The sequence below is a fragment of the Acinetobacter sp. C26M genome, assembly GCF_023702675.1.
Lineage (GTDB): Bacteria > Pseudomonadota > Gammaproteobacteria > Pseudomonadales > Moraxellaceae > Acinetobacter.
Genome location: NZ_CP098478.1, coordinates 594,451 through 617,416, shown reverse-complemented (window position 1 = coordinate 617,416; position 22,966 = coordinate 594,451). Strand labels below are relative to the sequence as shown.

The following is a 22,966-nucleotide window of genomic DNA, read 5'->3' as shown; positions in this document are numbered from 1 at the left end:
AGGGCTTTCTTCGCCACTCCAGTACCAAAGGTACAATCAAAATTCTATCAAAAATAAGCAAACGTTTATCTGATATGCCTGAGCAGTGATCTTAGTTTCATGTTCCGATTGATCACTACATAACGGTCTTTACACGGCCTTTAAGATTTATTTTTAAGATATAAAAATGATCTACCGCACAAACATGAATTTCATTCATTTTGAGGTTAGATTAAATCATTTTTATTCATCTCATGATTACGGTATAAATCACTCTATACAGAAATTCAGATTTATCTCGGAAATTAGGGTGGCAGATTAAAATGAGTAAAGAGTTTGCATTTACGATTAAGCGTATTGATTTTGATGAGAACTACACGCCATCAGAAAATACACGTATCACAACCAACTTTGCGAATTTGGCAAGAGGCGAAAGCCGCCAACAGAATCTGCACAACACCTTAAAGATGATCGACAATCGCTTTAATGCTTTGGCACATTGGGATAATCCTTTTGCTGATCGTTATAAAGTCGAGCTGGAAATCATTTCAGTTGAAATGAAGGTTGATGCGGCAAGCAATGCCAATGCGCTTCCTTTAATTGAAATTTTGAAAACCAATATTGTTGATCAAAAAACCAATGAGCGTATTGAAGGTATTGTAGGCAACAATTTCTCTTCTTATGTGCGCGATTATGATTTCAGTGTGCTATTGCTTGACCATAATAAAAATCAGTCTGGATTTAGCACACCAGAGAACTTCGGTGATTTACATGGTAACTTGTTTAAGAGCTTTATTGAGTCAGAGACTTACAAAGCAAACTTTAAAAAGCCACCTGTGATTTGCCTCAGTGTTTCCAGCAGCAAGGTGTACCAACGTACTGAAAATCAGCATCCTGTATTAGGTGTTGAGTACCTGCAAGATGAGTATTCATTAACAGATGAATATTTTCAAAAAATGGGTTTAAAAGTTCGTTATTTCATGCCGCCAAATAGCGTTGCGCCATTGGCATTCTATTTCTCTGGAGATTTGCTGGCGGACTATACCAATCTTGAACTGATCAGCACCATCAGCACCATGGAAACATTCCAAAAGATTTACCGCCCTGAAATTTACAATGCTAACTCTTCAGCAGGAAAGTCTTATCAACCAAGTTTGAAGAACCAAGATTATTCACTGACTCGTATTGTATATGACCGAGAAGAGCGCAGTCGTTTGGCGATTGAACAAGGGAAATTTGTTGAAGAACAATTTATCAAACCTTATCAAACCATTCTGGAACAGTGGTCTGCCAGTTATGCAGCACAAAGCAGCTCACAAAAAAGTTACGCGCACTAATTTATTGAAAATATAAGGTTATTGATGATGAAAAGATTATTACCAACGTCGACTGCGGGTAGCTTACCGAAACCGTCTTGGCTGGCAGAGCCTGAAAAGCTTTGGTCACCATGGAAATTGCAAGAGCAGGGTCTGATTGAAGGTAAACAGGATGCTTTACGTTTGTCTTTGCATGAACAGCAAGTAGCAGGCATTGATATTGTCAGTGATGGCGAGCAAACCCGTCAGCACTTTGTGACGACATTTATTGAGCATCTTACGGGTGTTGATTTTGAGAAACGCGAGACGGTTCGTATCCGTAATCGTTATGATGCCAGTGTTCCGACTGTGGTTGGTGCGGTATCTCGACAAAAGCCTGTTTTTGTTGAAGATGCTAAGTTCTTGCGTCAACAAACAAATCAACCAATTAAATGGGCTTTGCCAGGTCCAATGACCATGATTGATACGCTATATGATGCGCATTATAAAAGTCGTGAAAAATTGGCGTGGGAATTTGCCAAAATCCTGAATGAAGAAGCCAAAGAGTTAGAAGCGGCTGGCGTGGATATTATCCAGTTCGATGAGCCTGCATTTAACGTGTTCTTTGATGAAGTGAATGACTGGGGTGTTGCGACTTTAGAGCGTGCGCTTGAAGGTTTGAAGTGTGAAACTGCGGTGCACATTTGCTATGGTTATGGCATTAAAGCCAATACTGACTGGAAAAAGACCCTCGGTTCAGAATGGCGCCAATATGAAGAGGCTTTTCCAAAGCTACAACAGTCAAAACTCGACATCATCTCACTCGAATGTCACAACTCGCGTGTGCCAATGGATCTGATTGAATTGATTCGTGGTAAGAAGGTGATGGTTGGTGCGATTGATGTGGCAAGTAACACGGTTGAAACGCCAGAGGAAGTTGCGAATACACTACGTAAAGCACTTCAGTTTGTCGACGCTGATAAGCTGTACCCATCAACTAACTGTGGTATGGCACCTTTAGCGCGTGATGTTGCACGTGGCAAACTGAATGCATTAAGTGCGGGTGCAGAAATTGTTCGTAAAGAACTCGCTTAATTTACCGATCTTTTGATGGCTTAAGGGCTGCACACAGTAGCCCTGAGCACATTTAAACAGATTGAGTTTAATTTAGGAATAAAGTGATGGTTGAAGCAACAGATTTTAGAGATGCAATGTCTTTACTCACCAGTGCAGTCAGTGTGATTACCACGACTGGCATGTCTGGTCGTTATGGCTTTACTGCATCTGCTGTATGTAGCGTCACAGATACACCTCCGACTTTATTGGTGTGTATGAATAGGGCATCGAGTTCGCATGTGCATTTCGTCGACAATAAAATCTTAAGCGTGAATGTATTAAGTGCAGATCATCAACATATTTCTAAAGCCTTTTCATCTAAATTAAGCCCAGAAGAACGTTTTAAACACGGTGCTTGGTCAGAGTTGGAAACAGGTGCGCCTGTTTTGGATGATGCCTTAGTGAATTTCGATTGCGAGATTGATCAGATTCAGGAAGTTGGAACGCATACTATTTTTATTTGTCGTATTGTGGCAGTTCAACAAAGTGGACATGATCAAAGCTTGGTTTATTTTAATCGTGCTTATCATCATGTAGGGCAAACGGAAATTGCTTAGACCAATTCCCCTGCTTTCTGGTTCTATCCGATTAGAAGGCGAAAGCTGAGATACTCATTATTGGATTTTTGATTTGGATACTCATTTTAGCTAAGCATAAGAAATTTATGTCTAATCACTACGACTGGATCAAAATAAAACTTGATCGTCATATTGCTCCTATTGATTAAACCAATTTTTCCAAGAGCTCGTTGCACGCGTCTCAATCGCCACCGCTGGGATTAACTCAGTTTTTAAAAGCTCTGTTTGACCGACTGCTTTTGCTAATCTAGCTTTGACTGAATGAATACACTCTCGATCACCAAACTCACAACGATCTAACATCGTTCCGCCACAAGGACCATTTGCCAAACCTTTAGGGCAAGTTTCTGGGCAAATATACAAGGTTTCACTTAAACGACATTGCCCACAACTGTCGCAACCGACAGCCTGATGTTTGCTAAAGTGTTCAACCTTCATTAACAGACGGTTCGCTCTGGGCTTATCCCAAAAAGCAGCTTTAAAAACAAATTGTCCAATCCGAACAGCAACTTTTGAATTAAAAAAAACACCATGCATGAACTGCATATTCTTATATTTAAGTACTTGAGAAGAGCTTATTTTCTTACGAAACATCTTAACCTGAGGTTGAAACACAACATTGGTCGTTGTTTGCCACAATTGATACCAAAGCTGCTCACATTCAGTTAGCGATAAATTCTGATATTGCTGTAAGGCTTGTTCAAGTTGAGCTTGTTCTTTCACTTTATGACATGAGGATAAATGAACCCCGTTATAGCCAAGATGCTTGCAGATCAATATCTGTAAAGCACAACGCGCATATACATTTTTTTCAGCCTGAACAGGATCAACCTGATACTCTTGCTCCAGTACTTTTACAACATGCTCGGAAATTACAATACCTGCAACCTGATTACTTAGCATGAACTGAGCTCGACGCAACGTCAGTGGCATTACACAAGCAATTAAAGAAAAGGATGGATAATGCTCTGCTAAAGATTCTTGGGTTTTCTTTATTTTATCTAAGTCAAAACCTAATTGGGTGATTAAGAAGTCGGCCCCTGCTTTAATCTTTTTATACAATTTCAAATACTGGGCGTCACTTTCTGCTTCAGTATATTTAAAAGGATTGAAAGCAACACCAATCTTAAAAATTTGTCGTTTTTTAGCTGCCATGACTGCACTCACAGATTCTAAATAACGTGTCCGATCAGCGGTATGATCTAGACCAAAATCATGCTTTTTTAGCTTATCACCTGTGAGCAATAGCAGATTTTTATAACCTGCTTGCTCTGCTTGATCTAAAAATACTTCAAACTCTGCAATGTCTCTGCCTTTACCTGAGAAATGTAATAATTTATCAATCGCTTGAGGATAATTTTGCGCAAACGTTATCGGCTCTGGATCTTCATCACTTTGCACTCGGTCGGCCAAAGTCAACATTGTAGGTAAACCTGCAATATATTGTTGTGGTACAGGGTGAATGCTTTTTTTAGAACATAAATGTTCAACCAAGATACAGAAATGATCCAGACCTAAACCTTGAGAAAATAAAGACGACGGCATAAAAAGAGGCAGTTTAAAAGAGGGGGTAACAATCCTAAGGCGCTAGTATAATTTATCTATTTAGAAAATAAAGTGCTCAATAAAAGCTCAGCGTTATCTTCCAGAACATATCTTTAGAAACCGTGACTTCTAGATGATCAACCCACAAAAGCAACACCAAACATATGATCGAATTTGTTATAGCCTGATTTACTCCCCCAGCAGATCTTTCATATAGAACTTATATTCTCTGAGCGAACAATAGAGTCAGTATATGTACCTTTAGCTGCTACAAGGATTGAGTTAGGATAAGCACAAATATCAATCTTTTCACACTGCTATAAGAGTAAGAAATGTCACAACAAGATTATGAAAATGGCTTAAAAGTCCGCACCGAAGTGATGGGTGAATCCTTTGTAAAACGAGCTCAAGACAATACCGTACCCTTTACTCAACCTTTACAAGACTGGATCAATGAACATGCTTGGGGCTCGACATGGCAACGTGAAGGCGTATTACCTCGTAAATATCGCTCTCTGATAACCATTGCATTCTTAACTGCACAAAAAAGTCCAACAGAACTTAAAGGTCATGTTCGAGGGGCATTAAACAATGGTGCAACAGTTGAGGAAATTCAAGAAGTATTACTACATAGTCTCCCATATTGTGGTGCACCAGCAACACAAGAAGCTTTCCGAGCTGCGCTTGAAGTTATTAATGAATATCAAAAAGAAGCTTAGATCTCTAAATTTTAGTTGTTATAGCGATATTTTTAGTGTGACAAGATCTTGCAGCATAAGCCCTATATAAGGGCTTATGCTATCAATTACGATATAGAGTGAGCATTGCTATAATGTTTTTTTAAAATTTGAATAAATGAATTCATTATATGACGATCTAAATTTTGAGTATTTGCAATACCTACATTTAATGAAAGAGGGAAATTCTCCAGTTTAACCACATCTAACTCTTTTCCTTCTAATAAAACATTATCAAAATACTTTTTAGGAAAAACTCCCAACCCATCACCATTCTGAATACATTCTAATTGAAGCTCAACCCCGAAGGTTTCTCTATTAAGATGCAGTTCCAATTTATTATCATACAAGGTCTTGATCAAACCCTCTCGAATGCAACAGCCTTCCGGATGCAATACCCAACCTCTTTTGCTACACATCTCAAGACTATTATATTTATGAGCTTCACCTTTTTTCGAAACGACCACAAGCGGCAAATTTACAGCTTCATGAAACAAAATATTTTCTTCCAACAAATTAATATTTGATGGTACCATTATTATTGCTAAGTCTACCTCACCATCATTGATTTGCTGAATAAGACTTCTCCCCCATCCACTCACAATATCTATTCCACCGTGAGGATTAATTTTACCATACTCATGTATGATACTACCCAATAAGTCATCAACAAGCATTTTAGAAACTGCGACTTTAATATCTTTATTCACATTACCATCACGCTTATTGGTTTTTGTGAGCAAGTCCAATTGCTTTAAAATTAAAAAACACTGAAAATAAACTTCTTCCCCAAAATCCGTCAGTAATAAAGGTCTACTCTTTCGATTAAATAACACACCATTAACCAAACTTTCCAAGTTTGAAACTCTTTTAGTCACAGTCGACTGATTCACTCTTAGTTTTTGTGAAGCAATTGTTATTGACTTATTATCTGCCACACAAATAAAGGTCTGCAAATCTTTTATATCCAAAATCAAACTCCTTTCATTTTTCATTAAGATATTTTCTAAGTTTAGAAGGAGAACATCCTGCCCATCCCCTAAAGGCACGTGTAAATGCACTGTACTCGGTATAACCTAATTTATATGCAATATCTGACAAACAAACATCTTGATCTTTCAATAGAGTTAATGCTTTCTCATATCTTTTTTGTTTTACTAAAGCCTTAAAATCTCCACCCTCATTTTTTATTTTTATCGATAAAATCCTTGGTTTTATTTTCATTTCTTTTGCAACTTTAAATAGGTATGGCTCTCCCTCAGCCAAAACATTAGCTATTTGAAAATTAACTTTATCAATAAAACTCTCTTCATCTTTACTCCCACATAAAAACAATGAAAAGAAAGTATTAAAGCAAAAACCTTTCGAATTATTACAAACAGTTACAGTATCAAACAAAAACAATGAATACAAACACTCTCTAAAAAAATCACTGAGATCTCCTTTGAATACAATATGTATATTAGTAACATCAAGCTTATAAAAAAAACTACTAATCTCACTCAAAAAATCATCAATAGAACAATTTTTCTTAAACACTTCACATTTATATATAAAGAAACATCTAATATTATTAAAGGGAACACGATTAAACACAGAAAAAAAACTATCAACATCAAAAAGAAAAAAAACGGCCACACTCTTTATATCTTTATTCCCCGCCTCAATAACATGGAGTTTTATATTATCCCCATAATGTAAAAAATTATGAAACATATTATCCATCTCATATTTCATTTCTTTTAGCTTATCAGATATAGATACCAACCTGCTTAACATTTTAGACCACTTTAATAGTCATTTAATGCAAATTAAACAAACATAAGAAAGGAGCACTTCAATGGGAAAAGAATCAGCATAAAAAATTCACTCATTCTTTCCCCCCATCTCAACTTACCACTGAATATTTACCCTACGATTAGGGGCCAAGCATTGTATAACTTGTACATTTCGATACTGACCAGTACATTCTTGATAAATACTCGTTCCTCCACTCACCTGCAATTGAATTCTGGCAGGATCAACCCCTTGCTGCACCAATAGCTGAGCAACCGTATTCGCCCGACGTGAAGATAGATCTTGATTATAGGAAAACTTACCTAGTCGATCCGCATAACCTGAAACAACAACGGGATTACGCGACTGTTGAATTGCCCCAACTACATCAGCAATATTTGTGGAACTTTGTTCTATCGCATTTGTATCTGAGCGATCAAAAGCAAAAAAGATTGTTGCTGTTTGCGCGGCTGCTACAGGTACGGTTGCGGGAACAACATTATTCACACCCCATGCCATTAAGCCTTGGCACTCCTCACCTTTCCAAGATAAACGTTCAGCAATATAGTTTTTGTCAAAATCGATACGTAATTGGCAACGTTTATAATCTTGAGTTTTTGGTATCCGGACATCCAAGACATAATTCCAAGTTCTAACTGCAAAGATACCCTCATGAAAATGAGGATTTCCCAGAATACGACGAAACTGATCCTTATTCATTCCTTTATCTAAACGGGCAATGTCATTAATTTCATAACGTTTTGTCAATTTAAGATAACTTTTGCTCGCTTCAGGAAAAATTATTTCTTCTTGTACCACTGCTTGATCGGTCACGTCACTCACATTTCCTTCTGCCGCTACGTCACCAACTTCTTCTGTCACCTGACGATGAAGGTCTTCTGCCTGACTATTAAATGCAAGACCTGCCAGTGCGACCATCATTAGAGTTTGAATCTTATTCATGTCTGCTCTCACGTAATTATTGTTAGAGAAAAAGGGGGCCTTTCGGCTCCCCTAATAAATGATTTAGTCAATAACAGTACTGACACCAACACGAACCAGTGGACTATTGCCTTGACTCCCCATTGCAGCACCCGTTGTAAGTGACCAACGACCATTATCAGCAGTACGTCTAAATGTCACACCAATTGCACTCTGATCATTGTAATAGGCAGCTCCAGCAGCCATCGTTAACTTACCTGGAACAAATGGTGCATTTTCAAGTGCCGCTGTCGCAGCAATACCCGCAGACATCTTGTCTTCCAATTTGTCCATACGTTTATTGGTGTCATAGAATGCTTGTTGTAACTGGTCGCCTAAATTGGTGACACGATTATCAATAGCACCTAATGCATCACCAACGTTGTTGTAATTACTACCAGCAACATTATAGCTAGGTGCTTGCCAGCCTTTTTCTGGATCATAACCAGCTCCTCCTCCTAAGGCCGCCCCTACATTCTGATATGATTGATGTAACTGGCTACCATTGATCGCATCTTTTGAACTGCTGTGAACTGCGCCATCAGCAACACCAGTCACTTTCTTATCACCAGCATTGATACCACCAGTGGTCATACTTGGCCCTGCTTCTCCTTTTGGTCCAGTGACACTAATACCACCGCCTGTAATGTTGGTTGTACCTTTGTCACCAGCAACATTCACTTGATTTGCATTAACATCTTTCGCTGTAACACTATCCACAGAGATGTCTTTGGCAAGACCAACTTCATAATCTCTGCTACCATCCTCTTTGAAGGTTTCTTTCACTATGATGTTGCGATCTTTATTGCTCACTGTAGATTTAGCAGCCTGCGCAGCCTTACCAACTGCACCAATTGCATCATTGATGTTGTCTTTGCCTGTACCTCCAATATCAGCGTTGGTGTATTTTCCTGTGTTCGGATCATATTGCGTGTTACCACCAATAATGTTTTGTACACCTTGGCCTTGGGCATGTAACTGCCCCCCATTCACTGCATCTTTTGATCCAGCGGCAATCGCACCATCAGCAACACCAGTCACTTTCTTATCACCAGCATTGATTCCATCTTTGGTGACGCTTGGACCGCCTTCAATGGTTAAGCCATTACCATCAATTTTGGTGCCTCCAGCAGTAAGGCTATTTACATCAAGATCATCAGCAGTTGAGACTTCGTAATTGGTACTACCATCTGCATTCTTGCCTTCTTTTACAACAATGTTTTTGCCTTCAGTTACAGTCGTTTTCGCTTCTTGTGCTGCTTTACCAACTGCACCAATTGCATCATTGATGTTGTCTTTGCCTGTACCCCCAATATCAGCGTTGGTGTATTTTCCAGTGTTCGGATCATATTGCGTGTTACCGCCAATAATGTTCTGCACACCTTGACCTTGAGCATGTAACTGACTGCCATTGATCGCTTCTTGTGAGTCTGCTGCAACTCGGCCTGCTGCTACACCACGAATCACAGTATTACCAGCATTGATACCACCTGCTGTAATACTTGGTCCGATGTTATTGCCAGCCGCATCAATAAAGCTCATGCCTTCTTGATTGATCAGCGTTCCTTTGCCTTCTTGATCTTTCAAGCTGATTCCTTTGGCTCCATATTCAGCTTCGTTGCCTTCTCCATCTTTGACTTGAGTCCCTGTCGCATTCAGTACCGTTTCATTGCCCTCATCATCAGTTGCGGTTACGCTGTCAAACTTCACATCTTTTGCTGTGGCGACCTCATAGTTGGTACTACCATCCGCATTTTTAGATTCAGTCACAACAATGTTTTCGCCTTCTTTGACTGTGGTTTTTGCTGCAATGGCCTGACCACGAACTGAATCAATGGCATCATGGATGTTGTTTTGGCCTGTGTTTCCGACATTGCTAGTGGTCACTGATCCGTCTGGATTCAATACTGTTTTTCCACCAATCGCATTTTTCACACTATCCGCAACACCATATAGCTGACTACCGTTGATGGCATCGGTTGAGTTTGGATTGACATCACCCGCAGTAACACCACTGATCTTGCCCGTTGTACCGTCAATACTAACGTTGCCAACTTTAACCGAATCAAATTCAACATCATCTGCGGTTGCAACACTGTAGATGTCTTGACCATCATCACCTGTCGTCTTAGTCACGTTAATGTTCTTACCTTCGGTGACTTCAGTCTTCGCTGCTGCTGACTCACCAGCAATAGCATCGGCAATGTTGTCATAACCTTTGTCATTGACTGTAAATGGACCATTTAGCTTGCCACCTTCGTTGGTTACGCCACCACCGATAATGTCCCCGACTGAGCCCACGCTGTCATTTAACTGACCGCCATTGACTGCGTCTTTCGAACCTGCTGCAACTTCGCCATCAGCAACATTACTAATTTTCTCTTTGCCCGCATCAATACCTGTACGGCTGACGCTAGGTCCTACTGGTACATCGGATGCATTGGTAAATACCAAACCAGTACCATTCAAAATCGTACGATCACCTTGGGCATTTTTAATCGTTGTGCCAGTTGCTGTTGTTGCGGTACTGTTGCCTTGTGCATCTTTGACGACTGTGCCACCTGCAACTATCGTTGTACTATTCCCAACAGCATCTTTAACCTCTACACCAGTATTATCGAGACGTGTATTTCCTGCAGTTACACTGTTCACTTTCAAATCACGATTCAGGCTGTACTTGATGTCATTGCCTTCTTTCGTAACTTGTAAGTTTTCTTCTCCATCTGCTGTACCAATATCAACCGTGTCGCCTGCTCTCACTGCTGCTGCATTTGCACCATTGCTTTGCAGTGTCCAGCCTTTGTCTAACTCTGCCAAGGCATCGCCAACATTGTTGGTATCCGTTCCATTGATGTTATACGTTGGCTTCGATACCGTGCCATCTGGATTAACCGTTGAACCTCCGCCTAGAGCATCTGCAACACTTTGCGCATTGTTCGCCAATTGACTGCCATTGATCGCATCAGTTGAGTTTGGATTGACATCACCCGCAGTAACACCGCTGATCTTGCCCGTTGTACCGTCAATGCTAACATTGCCAACTTTAACCGAATCAAATTCAACATCATCCGCAGTTGCAACATTGTAAATGTCCTGACCATTATCACCTGCTGTCTTAGTCACAGTAATGTTCTTACCTTCGGTGACTTCGGTCTTCGATGCTGCTGCCGCTTTACCAACTGCACCAATCGCATCATTGATGTTGTTTTCGCCTGTTCCGCCAATGTCAGGATTGGTATAACTGCCTGTGGCTGGATCATAAACGGTATTTCCACCAATAATGTTTTGTACACCTTGGCCTTGGGCATGTAACTGACTGCCATTAATCGCTTCGGCTGAATCTGCACTCACCGTACCCGCTGCTAAATTAGTGATTTTCTTAGCACCAGCATCGATACCATCTTTGGTAACACTTGGACCATTGGTAATGCTTAAACCGTCATTATTAATCACAGTATCGCCAGCAGCCACGCTATTTACTTTCAAATCACGATTCAGGCTGTACTTGATGTCATTGCCTTCTTTCGTAACTTGTAAGTTTTCTTCTCCATCTGCTGTACCAATATCAACTGTGTCGCCTGCTCTCACTGCTGCGGCATTTGCACCATTGCTTTGCAGTGTCCAGCCTTTGTCTAACTCTGCCAAGGCATCACCAACGTTGTTGGTATCTGTTCCATTGATGTTATACGTTGGTTTCGATACCGTGCCATCTGGATTAACCGTTGAACCTCCGCCTAGGGCATCTGCAACGCTTTGCGCATTGTTCGCCAATTGACTGCCATTGATCGCATCGGTTGAGTTTGGATTGACATCACCCGCAGTAACACCGCTGATCTTGCCCGTTGTACCGTCAATGCTAACGTTGCCAACTTTAACAGAATCAAATTCAACATCATCTGCGGTTGCAACATTGTAGATGTCCTGACCATCATCACCAGTCGTCTTAGTCACAGTAATATTCTTACCTTCGGTGACTTCGGTTTTTGCTGCTGCTGCCGCTTTACCAACTGCACCAATCGCATCATTGATGTTGTTTTCGCCTGTTCCGCCAATGTCAGGATTGGTATAACTGCCTGTGGCTGGATCATAAACGGTATTTCCACCAATAATGTTTTGTACACCTTGACCTTGGGCATGTAACTGACTGCCATTAACCGCATCGGCTGAATCTGAACTCACCGTACCCGCTGCTAAATTAGTGATTTTCTTAGCACCAGCATCGATACCATCTTTGGTAACACTTGGACCATTGGTAATGCTTAAACCGTCATTATTAATCACAGTATCGCCAGCGGTTACACTGTTCACTTTCAAATCACGATTCAGGCTGTACTTGATGTCATTGCCTTCTTTCGTAACTTGTAAGTTTTCTTCTCCATCTGCCGTACCAATATCAACCGTGTCGCCCGCTCTCACTGCTGCTGCATTTGCACCATTGCTTTGCAGTGTCCAGCCTTTGTCTAACTCCGCCAAGGCATCGCCAACGTTGTTGGTATCTGTTCCATTGATGTTATACGTTGGTTTCGATACCGTGCCATCTGGATTAACCGTTGAACCTCCACCTAAGGCATCTGCAACACTTTGCGCATTGTTCGCCAATTGACTGCCATTGATCGCATCGGTTGAGTTTGGATTGACATCACCCGCAGTAACACCACTGATCTTGCCCGTTGTTCCATCAATGCTGACGTCACCTACTTTGACATTGTTAAACTCAACATCATCCGCAGTTGCAACATTGTAGATGTCTTGACCATTATCACCTGTTGTCTTAGTCACAGTAATGTTCTTACCTTCGGTGACTTCGGTCTTCGATGCTGCTGAGGCTTTATCTAACTGATCTTTATTAACGGCATCAGTACCTTCTGTACCTGCTGCAACATTGCTGATCTTATTACCCGCGACATCAATCCCTGACTTGGTAACACTTGGACCATTGGCAATGCTTAAACCGTCATTATTAATCACAGTATCACCAGCAGTCACGCTATTCACTTTCAAATCACGATTCAGGCTGTACTTGATGTCATTGCCTTCTTTCGTAACTTGTAAGTTTTCTTCTCCATCTGCTGTACCAATATCAACTGTGTCGCCTGCTCTCACTGCTGCTGTATTTGCACCATTGCTTTGCAGTGTCCAGCCTTTGTCTAACTCTGCCAAGGCATCGCCAACATTGTTGGTATCTGTTCCGTTGATGTTATACGTTGGTTTCGATACCGTGCCATCTGGATTAACCGTTGAACCTCCGCCTAGAGCATCTGCAACACTTTGCGCATTGTTCGCCAATTGACTGCCATTGATCGCATCAGTTGAGTTTGGATTGACATCACCCGCAGTAACACCGCTGATCTTGCCCGTTGTACCGTCAATGCTAACGTTGCCAACTTTAACCGAATCAAATTCAACATCATCTGCGGTTGCAACATTGTAGATGTCCTGACCATTATCACCTGTTGTCTTAGTCACAGTAATGTTCTTACCTTCGGTGACTTCGGTCTTCGATGCTGCTGAGGCTTTATCTAACTGATCTTTATTAACAGCATCGGTGCCTTCTGTACCTGCTGCAACATTGCTGATCTTATTACCCGCGACATCAATCCCTGACTTGGTAACACTTGGACCATTGGCAATGCTTAGACCGTCATTATTAATTACAGTATCACCAGCGGTCACGCTATTCACTTTCAAATCACGATTCAGGCTGTACTTGATGTCATTGCCTTCTTTCGTAACTTTTAAGTTTTCTTCTCCATCTGCTGTACCAATATCAACCGTGTCGCCCGCTCTCACTGCTGCGGCATTTGCACCATTGCTTTGCAGTGTCCAGCCTTTGTCTAACTCCGCCAAGGCATCGCCAACGTTGTTGGTATCTGTTCCATTGATGTTATACGTTGGTTTCGATACCGTGCCATCTGGATTAACCGTTGAACCTCCGCCTAGGGCATCTGCAACGCTTTGCGCATTGTTCGCCAATTGACTACCATTGATCGCATCGGTTGAGTTTGGATTGACATCACCCGCAGTAACACCACTGATCTTGCCCGTTGTTCCATCTATGCTAACGTTGCCAACTTTAACCGAATCAAATTCAACATCATCTGCGGTTGCAACATTGTAGATGTCTTGACCATTATCACCTGTCGTCTTAGTCACAGTAATGTTCTTACCTTCGGTGACTTCGGTCTTCAATGCGGCAGTGGCTTTATCTAACTGATCTTTATTAACGGCATCAGTACCTTCTGTACCTGCAGCAACATTGCTGATCTTATTACCCGCGACATCAATCCCTGACTTGGTAACACTTGGACCATTGGCAATGCTTAAACCGTCATTGTTGATAACTGTATCGCCTGCTTTTACGCTATTTACATCTAGGTCTTTCGCAAGTTCAATCGCGACTTTGCCATTGTCAACCTTCGTGGTGATGTTGCTGTCTGCGCCAACGACTTCAATCGCTTCACCAAGTTTTTTCTGTATGGTTGTGCCATCTTGTGCGGTTAATCCAAAGCCTTTATCAGTTAGATCTTGGCTGGCTTTATCTAACTGATCTTTATTAACGGCATCGGTGCCTTCTGTACCTGCAGCAACATTGCTGATCTTATTACCCGCGACATCAATCCCTGACTTGGTAACACTTGGACCATTGGCAATGCTTAGACCGTCATTATTAATCACAGTATCGCCAGCGGTCACGCTATTCACTTTCAAGTCTTTGTTTAGACCATATTGAACGGTATTGCCGTTTTTAGTGACTGTTAGATTTTCTTCACCTGTAGCAGTACCAATATCAACCGTATCACCTGCTTTGATTGCACCAGTATTTGCGCCATTGCTTTGTAGATTCCAACCTTTGTCTAATTCAGTAATCGCATCACCAACGTTATTAACATCTTTGCCATTTACGTTATAAGTTGGATTAGACACAGCACCTGTACTAGGGTCATAGGTAGAACCACCACCTAAGCCTTCTGCTGTACTTTTTCCAAGTTCATCAACACCATCTTGTACACTTCTTAACTGACTTACATTCACTGCATCGGTATCAGCCGCACCAGCGGATACGTTTTGGATACGACGCTCATATCCAGCAGAACCGACCGAAACTACTGAAGATGATGCTGCAGTGCCAGTACGGTAAGCTGCTCCTGTCGCAGTCGTTGTTTTACTACCAGCGCCTAAAGCGACATCATCTGCATTGGTTGCAACTGCACTTGAGCCAAGTGCAACACCACGTACTGCTTGGGCATCCGCTGTATCACCCAAAGCAATTGAACCCGCTTCTGTGGTCTTTGACTTGTTACCAATTGCAACCGAACCCTGTCCAATCGCCTGATTTTCATTACCTATTGCAACCGCACCATCTGCTGCCTTGTTAGCGGCTGTATCCCCTGCTGCGGTATTGTTACGACCCAGTGCAACAGCACCATCACCATTAGCACTATTTGGATCACCAATCGCGACAGCACCATCCCCTGCTGCTTTTTGACCTCGACCAATAGACACTGCACCGCCATCGGCAGTTCGAGAATTGGCTGTGGTGCCATCAGACCCCATAGCAACATTCCAGCCTGTATCACCAGTGGTTACCCCATTCCCCACAGCAATATTGTTACTATTACCACTGGCTGTTGCTGCATTTCGACCCATTGCGATATCGTTATCACCCTGTGCTTGTGCACCATCTCCTACCGCTACAGAAGAGTTACCCGTTGCCTTTGAATTTGAACCATTTGCTACAGCATTGTTTCCATTAGCTTTTGCTCTAAAGCCATTGGCCGTGCTCAAATCTCCTGAAGCTTCAGATTGTGTTCCCATTGCTGTAGAAGCAAATCCTGAACTTTTCGCTTGATAACCAAATGCATTACTTGCTTGACCTTCAGCATTGGCATAAATACCAAATGCACTTGCTTGACTCTTACTTGCTGAAGCACTATGACCAAATGCTGAAGTCTGTCGTGCTGTTGCTTTAGCAGAAGAACCAACAGCTGTAGCCTCATAAGCTTCATTATCATCTCCAGCTACAGCATCAGAACCAATCGCAACGGATAATCTACCAGCAAAAGAACCTCGTCCTACTGAAACTGCACCAGTATTCATCGCCTTTGAACTGTCTCCAATTGCAATAGCACCAGTGCCTTTATTATTTGAGGTATCACTATTATTAAAAGTTGCAACTGCATTATTACCTAAAGCAACCGATTTAAAAGCTAGGGCCTGAGCGTCAGCACCTGCCGCAAATGCTCTCGTATCTGATGCCACAGCACTTGCACCCAAGGCAAGCGATTTCTCTGCTGTTGCACTAGACTTATCCCCCACTGCCGCAGATGAAAGTCCAGATGCTTTCGCTTCATTACCATAAGCTGCTGCATTATCCTTTGAAGCTTCAGATTGTCGACCGACTGCGACAGCACCAGAACCAGAAGCCTTAGAAAAAGCACTTAAAGCAACAGATTGTTCACCTGTTGCAACAGCGCCTTCATTCGGATCATCACCAGAACCTATAGCAACTGAATTACTTCCTTTTGCCAAGGCATTAATCCCAATTGCAGCTGCGCCAGTCCCTGTTGCTTGGGATACTGCCCCAATCGCTGTAGCACCTTTCCCTTCTGCATTTGCCTGAACCCCAAGCGCAACAGAAGCATCACCTGTAGCCTTAGAAGTTAGACCAAGTGCTGTTGAAAAGTCCCCCTTCGCAGTTGCCTGTATACCCACTGCTGTAGAACCTTGTCTTGCTTCAGTATTTGGATATTGGCCAGATACAAGTTTTCCACCAGTAATGGCTGTATATTTATCACTTAGAGCCTTCGTATTAGCAAGACGATCAACATCATCACCACCAATCGCAACAGAGGAAGCACCTAAAGCACGCGTATTGGCACCTAATGCAACTGCCTGATCACCAGTCGCCCTTGCATCATAACCTATTGCAATGCTTTGATTATTTGTTTGCTTATCTCCAGATTGAGTCGTTGCGTAACTACCTACTGCTATGCTGCTAGTATTTGGAGCACAAGCATTTGTACCAATCGCAATACTCTCCGCTGATTTTGAGCCACTCCCTGTGCTTGAACTTGTACAATTAGTATTGGTACTTCCGCCAGCAGCTTCATAGCCGGCAAATGTATTACCACTTATAAATACGATGCTAATTGCAGCTGTTAGAAATTTTATCGCAAAAAATAATAAGTGGTTTTGTGACTGCTGGCCTGTAGTTTTACTAGAACCTGATGAGGAAACATTCCGCTTTTTCGTTGCCCCTCTTGCGGTTTCTGATACAACCGTCCATATATTTAAATTTTTATTCCAGACAAGTCTGTATATCCTATTCATGAAGAAAAGCCTTTAAATGAATGAAAATTGACCAGCACAAAATAAATAATAAAACTGTGTCACAATTAACAATTAACGCAAAAAATTAACAATTACATCACTTTACTAATAAAAATTAATTAATATTCAAAAAACACATTGGAGATAAACAAGTTAGTTGTGTATTTTTAACAAATTGGGACTTTAATTTTAAAAGTCATGAAAAAATCTTTAGCTAATGTATAAAAGCTTTTAATTCCAACCTTAGTTTCACTCTTGAATGTATGAAGAAAAAGTTGCTTATTCTTAATATTGATAATGATTATCTTAAAGTACTCATAGATACTGCTTCTACTTTTGGCGTATCTAAAACAGAAATCATTAGATATTGCCAAATCCCTTTATCTTTAATAACTGAGAATAATAATGAGCGCATAAGTTTTAACCAGTGGACTAATATTGTAATTCAACTTTTAGAGCTATTACCAAACAAAGGTATCGGCTATCAATTCGGTTTAAACTGTAAGCCAACTGTTCATGGTGCACTTGGATTCATGCTCATTACCAATAGCAATATTGGAAAAGTACTGGTTGATTTACAGAAGTACTACCACATGCGAATACATAAAATGGATATCTCCATTTTAAACAAAAACAACAAAATAATAATTCGAGTAAATCCTCTTTATCAACTTCCAGCACATTTAAATGAAAGCAAGAAAGAACAAATAAACAAATTCTTTTTAGAAAGTGCTCTAATTGACATTATTAACAACTTACAAATGATCACTAACTACAATTTAACAGGCGTTACTATTAATGTGACATGGAATAAAGAAGACTATCATTCACTTTATGAAAAGCGCTTACCTGTCATCGAATTCAACCAAGACTATAATCAAATTAGTATTGACCTTAAATGTTTAGATTTACCCCTTATCTTTAACTCTCAGAATGCCTATGAGCTTGCAATGGAGTTAGTAAACAAGGAATATTTGTTATACCAAGACCCTACCGACAAAATAATTTTAAATGTAAAACAGCAACTTATATTTAAACCTGGTGAAGGGTTTCCAAGCTTAACCCATGTTGCCAATAAACTTAAAATATCGGAAAGAACATTAAAACGAGAGTTATCTCTTGCCAATACGACTTTTTCTGCGCTACTCCAATCTAAAAAATTTGAACTCGCAAAAAAACTTATTAATTCCAATCGAAATATTCAGGAAATATCTGATTTACTCGGCTACAGTCATATCAGTGCATTTTCTAGAGCATTTTTTGGCTGGACGGGGAAAAAACCAAGTGAGTACATAAGAGAGAGTAAAATTCCGATTAAAAGCTACAACCTAAAATAAAACAGCACTTAATAAAATGCATGCCATTTAACAACTTAAACGTTTTAACTAGACATTATATTCATTTTAAACCAACCCTATTTTATTATTTAAAAATACAACTATACTACACACAGTTACTTTCCCCTCAGTTGCCAACACCCTGTTTCAGGCAACTGAGGCTTTTTATTTTAAGAACTTAATCAACAACAACTTTAACCTAAAAAATAAACAGTATATGCAATTCAAACAAAAACCATTCCTTTATTAAATAAAACAAGCTACATTATAAAAAATAGTTTCCCCCTCAGTTGCCAGTATCCTATTTCCGGCAACTGGGGCTTTTTATTTTAGATCTTATTCATTTAACTTTCCCTCAATATCTATTATGTATTAATAGAGGGAAAATACTTTCTTCTAAGCGCTAAAGACACGCTCACCAAAGCAATCAACACTGGTACTTCAACCAATGGTCCAATCACCGTGGTAAATGCCACTGGCGATGCCAAACCAAAAGTAGCAATCGCGACGGCCATGGCTAACTCAAAATTATTCCCTGCCGCAGTAAACGAAATTGCTGTGGTTTTAGCATAATCGTTGCCTATCCATTTGCTCATAAAAAAGCTGATAAAGAACATCACCACAAAATAAATTGTGAGCGGGATGGCAATACGAATCACATCTAACGGCAGACTCACCACATCACCACCTTTGAGGCTAAACATCGCAATGATGGTAAACAGTAAAGCCAGCAAACTTAAAGGGCTGATCTTTGGTAAAAAGACATTTTGATACCAATCCAAACCTCTAGTTTTTACCAAGATGAAACGAGTCAGAAAACCAAGTAAAAATGGAATGCCTAGATAAACCAATACTGCATGGGTAATTGTCCAGAAATCGACATCAATCACCTGCCCTGCAATACCAAAATACGGCGGCAAATAAGTAAGGAACAGCCATGCATAACTACTAAAGAATAAAATCTGGAAGATACTATTAAAGGCCACTAATGCTGCAACATATTGGTTATCGCCACACGCCAAATCATTCCACACCAGTACCATCGCGATACAACGGGCTAAGCCGATGAGAATTAAACCTGTCATATATTCAGGATAACTCTGCAGAAAAATAACGGCCAATCCAAACATTAGAACAGGAGCAATAACCCAGTTCTGTAGCAAAGACAAAGTTAAGGTTTTTTTGTCTTTAAACACTTGCGGCAGCGTTGCATAGTCCACTTTTGCCAAAGGTGGATACATCATCAAGATCAGACCGATTGCAATTGGGATGTTGACTGAATCAACACTCATTTGATCTAAAGCAATAGAGGCCTGCGGAAAAAAGGAACTAATCGCAATGCCCACTGCCATGGCAATAAAAATCCATAGTGTTAGATTACGATCTAAAAAGGAAAGTGTTTTCATGGTGTTTTAATCACAGCAGCTTTTTGACACTAAGCTTTGTAAGCTTGGAAATATCGGTGCAGTTTGCGTATTTAAAACAGTTAGGATTTCATAACACCATGAGGGTAATTTTTTCGCGATGCTGTAATACACCCATTGCCCCTGACGACGATCTTGCAACAATCCTGAAGCACGTAATAGTGCCAAATGACGAGAAATTTTAGGTTGGCTCAGTTGTAATTTTTCAGTCAAATCACAGACACACAACTCTTGGTGTGCGTTGACTAATAGCACGATATTTAGTCTTGTTTCATCAGATAGGCACTTAAAAAAAGTGACTGCTTCCATTGTTCATTCCCCTTTAAATCTTTAATGTCACAATCCGTATTTATTGAATACGCTGACCATTTTGATCTATCACTTGCTGCCCATCTTCTTTGCTAAAGGCTCCCTTCTGAGCAAAAGGCAGAATATCGAGTACAAGTTCTGATGGTCGACAAAGACGTGTTCCCAAGGTCGTCATGACAAAAGGTCGGTTAATCAGGATTGGATGTTTAAGCATGAAATGAATAAGTTGTTCATCTGTCCAATCTTCACGGCCAAGCCCTAAATCTCGATAAGGATCAACATTGCTGCGAATTGCCTCTCTCACCGTTAAATTGGCATCCTGAATCAGTTGGATTAACACATCATACGTTGGTGGCGTAACAAGATATTCGATGACGGTTGGCTCAATACCTATATTGCGAATTAGAGCCAGCGTATTGCGTGAAGTGCCACAAGCAGGATTATGGTAAATCGTGATGTCAGCCATGAACTTATGATCTGGTAAATTGGATAAACTCAATATATACACTTATCCATATATATGCAAATCCATATGTTAAACCTAAATAACAACCCTTTAAAATATATTATTAAAATTAGATAGATATGATTTTATGAATTCTTAATTATTGTGAGTCTGAGACTACTTTTGTATTCCAAACTGATCGAAGTACTGACTAAAATGAGCTAAATCGTTCTAACTCATCCATCAATTGCTTCTTTAATTCATCATCATAAAGTTTAAATTTTAGCGTCTGGGTATAATTGTCAACAAAGATGAGACGACTAAATTCACTATTGACCAGACCTTTAGCGGCTAAGAATGTCTGATAGGCCGTAAGTAACACATTCAAACGATGATTCAGTGGTTTTTGCTCTCGTATGGTGAGCACTTTATTCTGCATATAAACAACTCCTCGATTTTCTAAGTCCCGCCCCCTTTATTGAACATGAGATAAAGCTCTATGGATAAGTATGTATCGATTTTTGTTGTTGCTGTTTTTATTATATAAATCACGATAATGTTTTTAGATGACACTTTTATGACAGCTCTAACTTTCAGCAAAAACCAATGAACATCAGCTAGATAAGTTTTCCCTTATAGACTATGCTGCTTAAGCCACTTAAAAGCGATATCTAACAATGAACGATACATGTCTTTTAACAGAATTAGATCTCATCATTAATTATTATGTGACGAGAAATGGCTACCGACCGACTCGAATTATTTTAGGTTATAAGACCTATGGCGCACTCATACAAGATCAACGTTTTGCAGATGAGGTGCTCAACTCGGCCCTTGATCCCAATAAGCGTAAATATAAAAAACTAAAAATTAAAGTGACCAAGGATGATCATCAGTTAGAACTCGAATAATATAAACAGCTCATGTCCAGTATCTGCCCCCCTATCAAAGCATAGAAATTCCGAATCAAATAGTAGAGAATTGATGGCTCTAAATGTCTTAAATGAAGTCACGACATGATTATAAAAGCGTCTCAGGATGACCATCTTACTTTACTCAATATATGGGAAAAATCAGTCAGAGCGACTCATGATTTTTTACCTGAAACGATGATTGCTGAATTAAAACCGTTAATTTTGAATGAATACTTTCATCATGTTCAGCTAAATAAATATGTGATTGATCAACAGATTGTAGGATTTCTGGGTACTAGTGACGACAATATTGAAATGTTGTTTATTCTGCCTGAGTGCAGAAGATCAGGGATTGGTCAGGCATTGCTCGATTTTGCAGTAAAACAGCTTCAGATTTATAAAGTCGATGTGAATGAGCAAAACCTGCAAGCGGTTAACTTCTATCAGAAAATGGGATTCCATACCGTGAGTCGTTCCGAACTCGATGGTCAAGGCAATCCCTATCCCATTTTGCATCTACAAATCTCGGTTTGAGCGAGAGTCCATTAAGCTGAATCTTGCTCAAAAATAAACACTTGCTCAATGCTGAGACCAAATGCATGTGCGATTTTAAATGCTAATGACAGACTGGGATCATAACGACCCTTTTCTATCGCATTAATAGTTTGCCTTGACACGCTCACATAGTCGCCCAAGTCGCTCTGTGACCAGCCTTTGTCTTTTCTTAAATCGGGTAATTTATTCTTCATCTATACTTCCAAGTACCAACCGCTGTGGCAATAGACCAAAGCATTGCCATAATAGGCCACACCAGAAACATTGTCAGTTTTGGAAATCCAACGTTTTCTAGAAAACCATAACTAAAAGTAATCAAAGAAGTTCCCACAAAGCTAATCGCCAAAGCCTGCAATTGTATCTTTTGCTGCAACTCATCAAAACGTTTGAATTGTTTAATAATGATCAATGCAATCATCAGTGCAGGCAATATTGGCAGTAATGAAACAACAATTTTAAGCCATTGTATCTCAATAAAATTCAATGCCTTTAATGATCCCACCAAAACCCCGATATACAGTGCAATTGCTGCAATCAGCTCAAATAAATTCCGATAGTTTTTCATAACCCACCATGTAAAGTAAACTTTACATCAATATATAAGTTCAACCCTAAAATGTAAAGCTTACTTTACATAACTTTCAT

Annotated in this window: 18 protein-coding genes; 7 read left to right on the top strand and 11 right to left on the bottom strand. The window is 40.2% G+C overall.

The window, feature by feature from the left end:
- Positions 1-302: 302 nt before the first annotated feature.
- The 3 genes from NDN11_RS02895 (at position 303) to NDN11_RS02885 (ending at position 2,947) form a co-directional block, all read left to right on the top strand.
- Positions 303-1,316, top strand: a complete 1,014-nt coding sequence (locus NDN11_RS02895; RefSeq protein ID WP_167251247.1) for a DUF1852 domain-containing protein — start codon at positions 303-305, stop codon at positions 1,314-1,316.
- Positions 1,317-1,343: 27 nt separating this feature from the next.
- Positions 1,344-2,369 (top strand): methionine synthase, encoded by a 1,026-nt coding sequence (locus NDN11_RS02890; RefSeq protein WP_167251249.1) that lies wholly within the window; start codon positions 1,344-1,346, stop codon positions 2,367-2,369.
- Between the two features lie 86 nt (positions 2,370-2,455).
- The gene (locus NDN11_RS02885; RefSeq protein ID WP_167251251.1) at positions 2,456-2,947 is read left to right on the top strand and encodes a flavin reductase; all 492 of its coding nucleotides are present in this window, start codon (positions 2,456-2,458) and stop codon (positions 2,945-2,947) included.
- A gap of 159 nt (positions 2,948-3,106) precedes the next feature.
- Here NDN11_RS02885 and NDN11_RS02880 read toward each other — a convergent pair whose 3' ends face one another.
- Positions 3,107-4,513 (bottom strand): methylenetetrahydrofolate reductase C-terminal domain-containing protein, encoded by a 1,407-nt coding sequence (locus tag NDN11_RS02880; RefSeq protein ID WP_251110719.1) that lies wholly within the window; start codon positions 4,511-4,513, stop codon positions 3,107-3,109.
- 332 nt (positions 4,514-4,845) lie between these two features.
- Between NDN11_RS02880 and NDN11_RS02875 the strand changes: the two genes are divergently transcribed.
- Positions 4,846-5,232, top strand: coding sequence for a carboxymuconolactone decarboxylase family protein (locus NDN11_RS02875; RefSeq protein WP_167251255.1), 387 nt, complete (start codon positions 4,846-4,848; stop codon positions 5,230-5,232).
- 86 nt (positions 5,233-5,318) lie between these two features.
- On the opposite strand, the gene NDN11_RS02870 is transcribed toward NDN11_RS02875, so the two are convergent.
- The 4 genes from NDN11_RS02870 to NDN11_RS02855 form a co-directional block, all read right to left on the bottom strand.
- Positions 5,319-6,221 (bottom strand): LysR family transcriptional regulator, encoded by a 903-nt coding sequence (locus NDN11_RS02870; RefSeq protein WP_251110718.1) that lies wholly within the window; start codon positions 6,219-6,221, stop codon positions 5,319-5,321.
- 13 nt (positions 6,222-6,234) lie between these two features.
- The gene (locus NDN11_RS02865; protein ID WP_251111477.1) at positions 6,235-6,966 is read right to left on the bottom strand and encodes a helix-turn-helix domain-containing protein; all 732 of its coding nucleotides are present in this window, start codon (positions 6,964-6,966) and stop codon (positions 6,235-6,237) included.
- 177 nt (positions 6,967-7,143) lie between these two features.
- Positions 7,144-7,989 (bottom strand): trimeric autotransporter adhesin/peptidogylcan-associated protein TpgA, encoded by an 846-nt coding sequence (gene tpgA, locus NDN11_RS02860; protein WP_251110717.1) that lies wholly within the window; start codon positions 7,987-7,989, stop codon positions 7,144-7,146.
- A gap of 63 nt (positions 7,990-8,052) precedes the next feature.
- Positions 8,053-17,337 carry an ESPR-type extended signal peptide-containing protein gene (locus NDN11_RS02855; RefSeq protein ID WP_251110716.1) on the bottom strand — a complete coding sequence of 3,095 codons (9,285 nt, stop codon included), beginning with the start codon at positions 17,335-17,337 and terminating at the stop codon, positions 8,053-8,055.
- A gap of 263 nt (positions 17,338-17,600) precedes the next feature.
- On the opposite strand from NDN11_RS02855, the gene NDN11_RS02850 reads away from it, so the two are divergent.
- Positions 17,601-18,674 carry an AraC family transcriptional regulator gene (locus tag NDN11_RS02850; RefSeq protein WP_251110715.1) on the top strand — a complete coding sequence of 358 codons (1,074 nt, stop codon included), beginning with the start codon at positions 17,601-17,603 and terminating at the stop codon, positions 18,672-18,674.
- 365 nt (positions 18,675-19,039) lie between these two features.
- On the opposite strand, the gene arsB is transcribed toward NDN11_RS02850, so the two are convergent.
- From arsB to NDN11_RS02830, 4 genes are all read right to left on the bottom strand, one after another.
- Entirely contained in the window at positions 19,040-20,080 is a 1,041-nt protein-coding gene (gene arsB / locus NDN11_RS02845) for an ACR3 family arsenite efflux transporter (RefSeq protein ID WP_251110714.1), read from the bottom strand.
- A 6-nt stretch (positions 20,081-20,086) separates the two neighbouring features.
- On the bottom strand, positions 20,087-20,407 hold the full coding sequence (locus NDN11_RS02840; RefSeq protein WP_251110713.1) for a metalloregulator ArsR/SmtB family transcription factor: 321 nt from the start codon (positions 20,405-20,407) through the stop codon (positions 20,087-20,089).
- Between the two features lie 40 nt (positions 20,408-20,447).
- Positions 20,448-20,873 (bottom strand): arsenate reductase (glutaredoxin), encoded by a 426-nt coding sequence (arsC, locus tag NDN11_RS02835; RefSeq protein ID WP_251111476.1) that lies wholly within the window; start codon positions 20,871-20,873, stop codon positions 20,448-20,450.
- Positions 20,874-21,063: 190 nt separating this feature from the next.
- Positions 21,064-21,291, bottom strand: a complete 228-nt coding sequence (locus NDN11_RS02830; RefSeq protein ID WP_251110712.1) for a hypothetical protein — start codon at positions 21,289-21,291, stop codon at positions 21,064-21,066.
- Between the two features lie 238 nt (positions 21,292-21,529).
- On the opposite strand from NDN11_RS02830, the gene NDN11_RS02825 reads away from it, so the two are divergent.
- The gene (locus NDN11_RS02825) at positions 21,530-21,763 is read left to right on the top strand and encodes a hypothetical protein (RefSeq protein ID WP_171526169.1); all 234 of its coding nucleotides are present in this window, start codon (positions 21,530-21,532) and stop codon (positions 21,761-21,763) included.
- A gap of 105 nt (positions 21,764-21,868) precedes the next feature.
- On the top strand, positions 21,869-22,300 hold the full coding sequence (locus NDN11_RS02820) for a GNAT family N-acetyltransferase (RefSeq protein ID WP_167251271.1): 432 nt from the start codon (positions 21,869-21,871) through the stop codon (positions 22,298-22,300).
- A gap of 11 nt (positions 22,301-22,311) precedes the next feature.
- Here NDN11_RS02820 and NDN11_RS02815 read toward each other — a convergent pair whose 3' ends face one another.
- Both NDN11_RS02815 and NDN11_RS02810 read right to left on the bottom strand, forming a co-directional pair.
- On the bottom strand, positions 22,312-22,515 hold the full coding sequence (locus tag NDN11_RS02815) for a helix-turn-helix transcriptional regulator (protein ID WP_167251273.1): 204 nt from the start codon (positions 22,513-22,515) through the stop codon (positions 22,312-22,314).
- Positions 22,512-22,886: a hypothetical protein gene (locus tag NDN11_RS02810; RefSeq protein WP_251110711.1), complete on the bottom strand. Its 375-nt coding sequence runs from the start codon at positions 22,884-22,886 to the stop codon at positions 22,512-22,514. Before NDN11_RS02810 ends, NDN11_RS02815 begins: the two co-directional genes overlap by 4 nt.
- Positions 22,887-22,966: the final 80 nt, after the last annotated feature.

Bases quoted from the DNA above. Each gene is read 5' to 3' on its own strand.
- NDN11_RS02885 (WP_167251251.1), top strand. From the start codon at position 2,456: ATGGTTGAAGCAACAGATTTTAGAGATGCAATGTCTTTACTCACCAGT.
- arsB (WP_251110714.1), bottom strand. From the start codon at position 20,080: ATGAAAACACTTTCCTTTTTAGATCGTAATCTAACACTATGGATTTTT.
- NDN11_RS02880 (WP_251110719.1), bottom strand. From the start codon at position 4,513: ATGCCGTCGTCTTTATTTTCTCAAGGTTTAGGTCTGGATCATTTCTGT.
- NDN11_RS02875 (WP_167251255.1), top strand. From the start codon at position 4,846: ATGTCACAACAAGATTATGAAAATGGCTTAAAAGTCCGCACCGAAGTG.
- NDN11_RS02890 (WP_167251249.1), top strand. From the start codon at position 1,344: ATGAAAAGATTATTACCAACGTCGACTGCGGGTAGCTTACCGAAACCG.
- NDN11_RS02840 (WP_251110713.1), bottom strand. From the start codon at position 20,407: ATGGAAGCAGTCACTTTTTTTAAGTGCCTATCTGATGAAACAAGACTA.
- arsC (WP_251111476.1), bottom strand. From the start codon at position 20,873: ATGGCTGACATCACGATTTACCATAATCCTGCTTGTGGCACTTCACGC.
- NDN11_RS02825 (WP_171526169.1), top strand. From the start codon at position 21,530: ATGAACGATACATGTCTTTTAACAGAATTAGATCTCATCATTAATTAT.
- NDN11_RS02815 (WP_167251273.1), bottom strand. From the start codon at position 22,515: ATGAAGAATAAATTACCCGATTTAAGAAAAGACAAAGGCTGGTCACAG.
- NDN11_RS02830 (WP_251110712.1), bottom strand. From the start codon at position 21,291: ATGCAGAATAAAGTGCTCACCATACGAGAGCAAAAACCACTGAATCAT.
- NDN11_RS02895 (WP_167251247.1), top strand. From the start codon at position 303: ATGAGTAAAGAGTTTGCATTTACGATTAAGCGTATTGATTTTGATGAG.
- NDN11_RS02855 (WP_251110716.1), bottom strand. From the start codon at position 17,337: ATGAATAGGATATACAGACTTGTCTGGAATAAAAATTTAAATATATGG.
- NDN11_RS02810 (WP_251110711.1), bottom strand. From the start codon at position 22,886: ATGAAAAACTATCGGAATTTATTTGAGCTGATTGCAGCAATTGCACTG.
- NDN11_RS02850 (WP_251110715.1), top strand. From the start codon at position 17,601: ATGAAGAAAAAGTTGCTTATTCTTAATATTGATAATGATTATCTTAAA.
- NDN11_RS02820 (WP_167251271.1), top strand. From the start codon at position 21,869: ATGATTATAAAAGCGTCTCAGGATGACCATCTTACTTTACTCAATATA.
- tpgA (WP_251110717.1), bottom strand. From the start codon at position 7,989: ATGAATAAGATTCAAACTCTAATGATGGTCGCACTGGCAGGTCTTGCA.
- NDN11_RS02865 (WP_251111477.1), bottom strand. From the start codon at position 6,966: ATGTTTCATAATTTTTTACATTATGGGGATAATATAAAACTCCATGTT.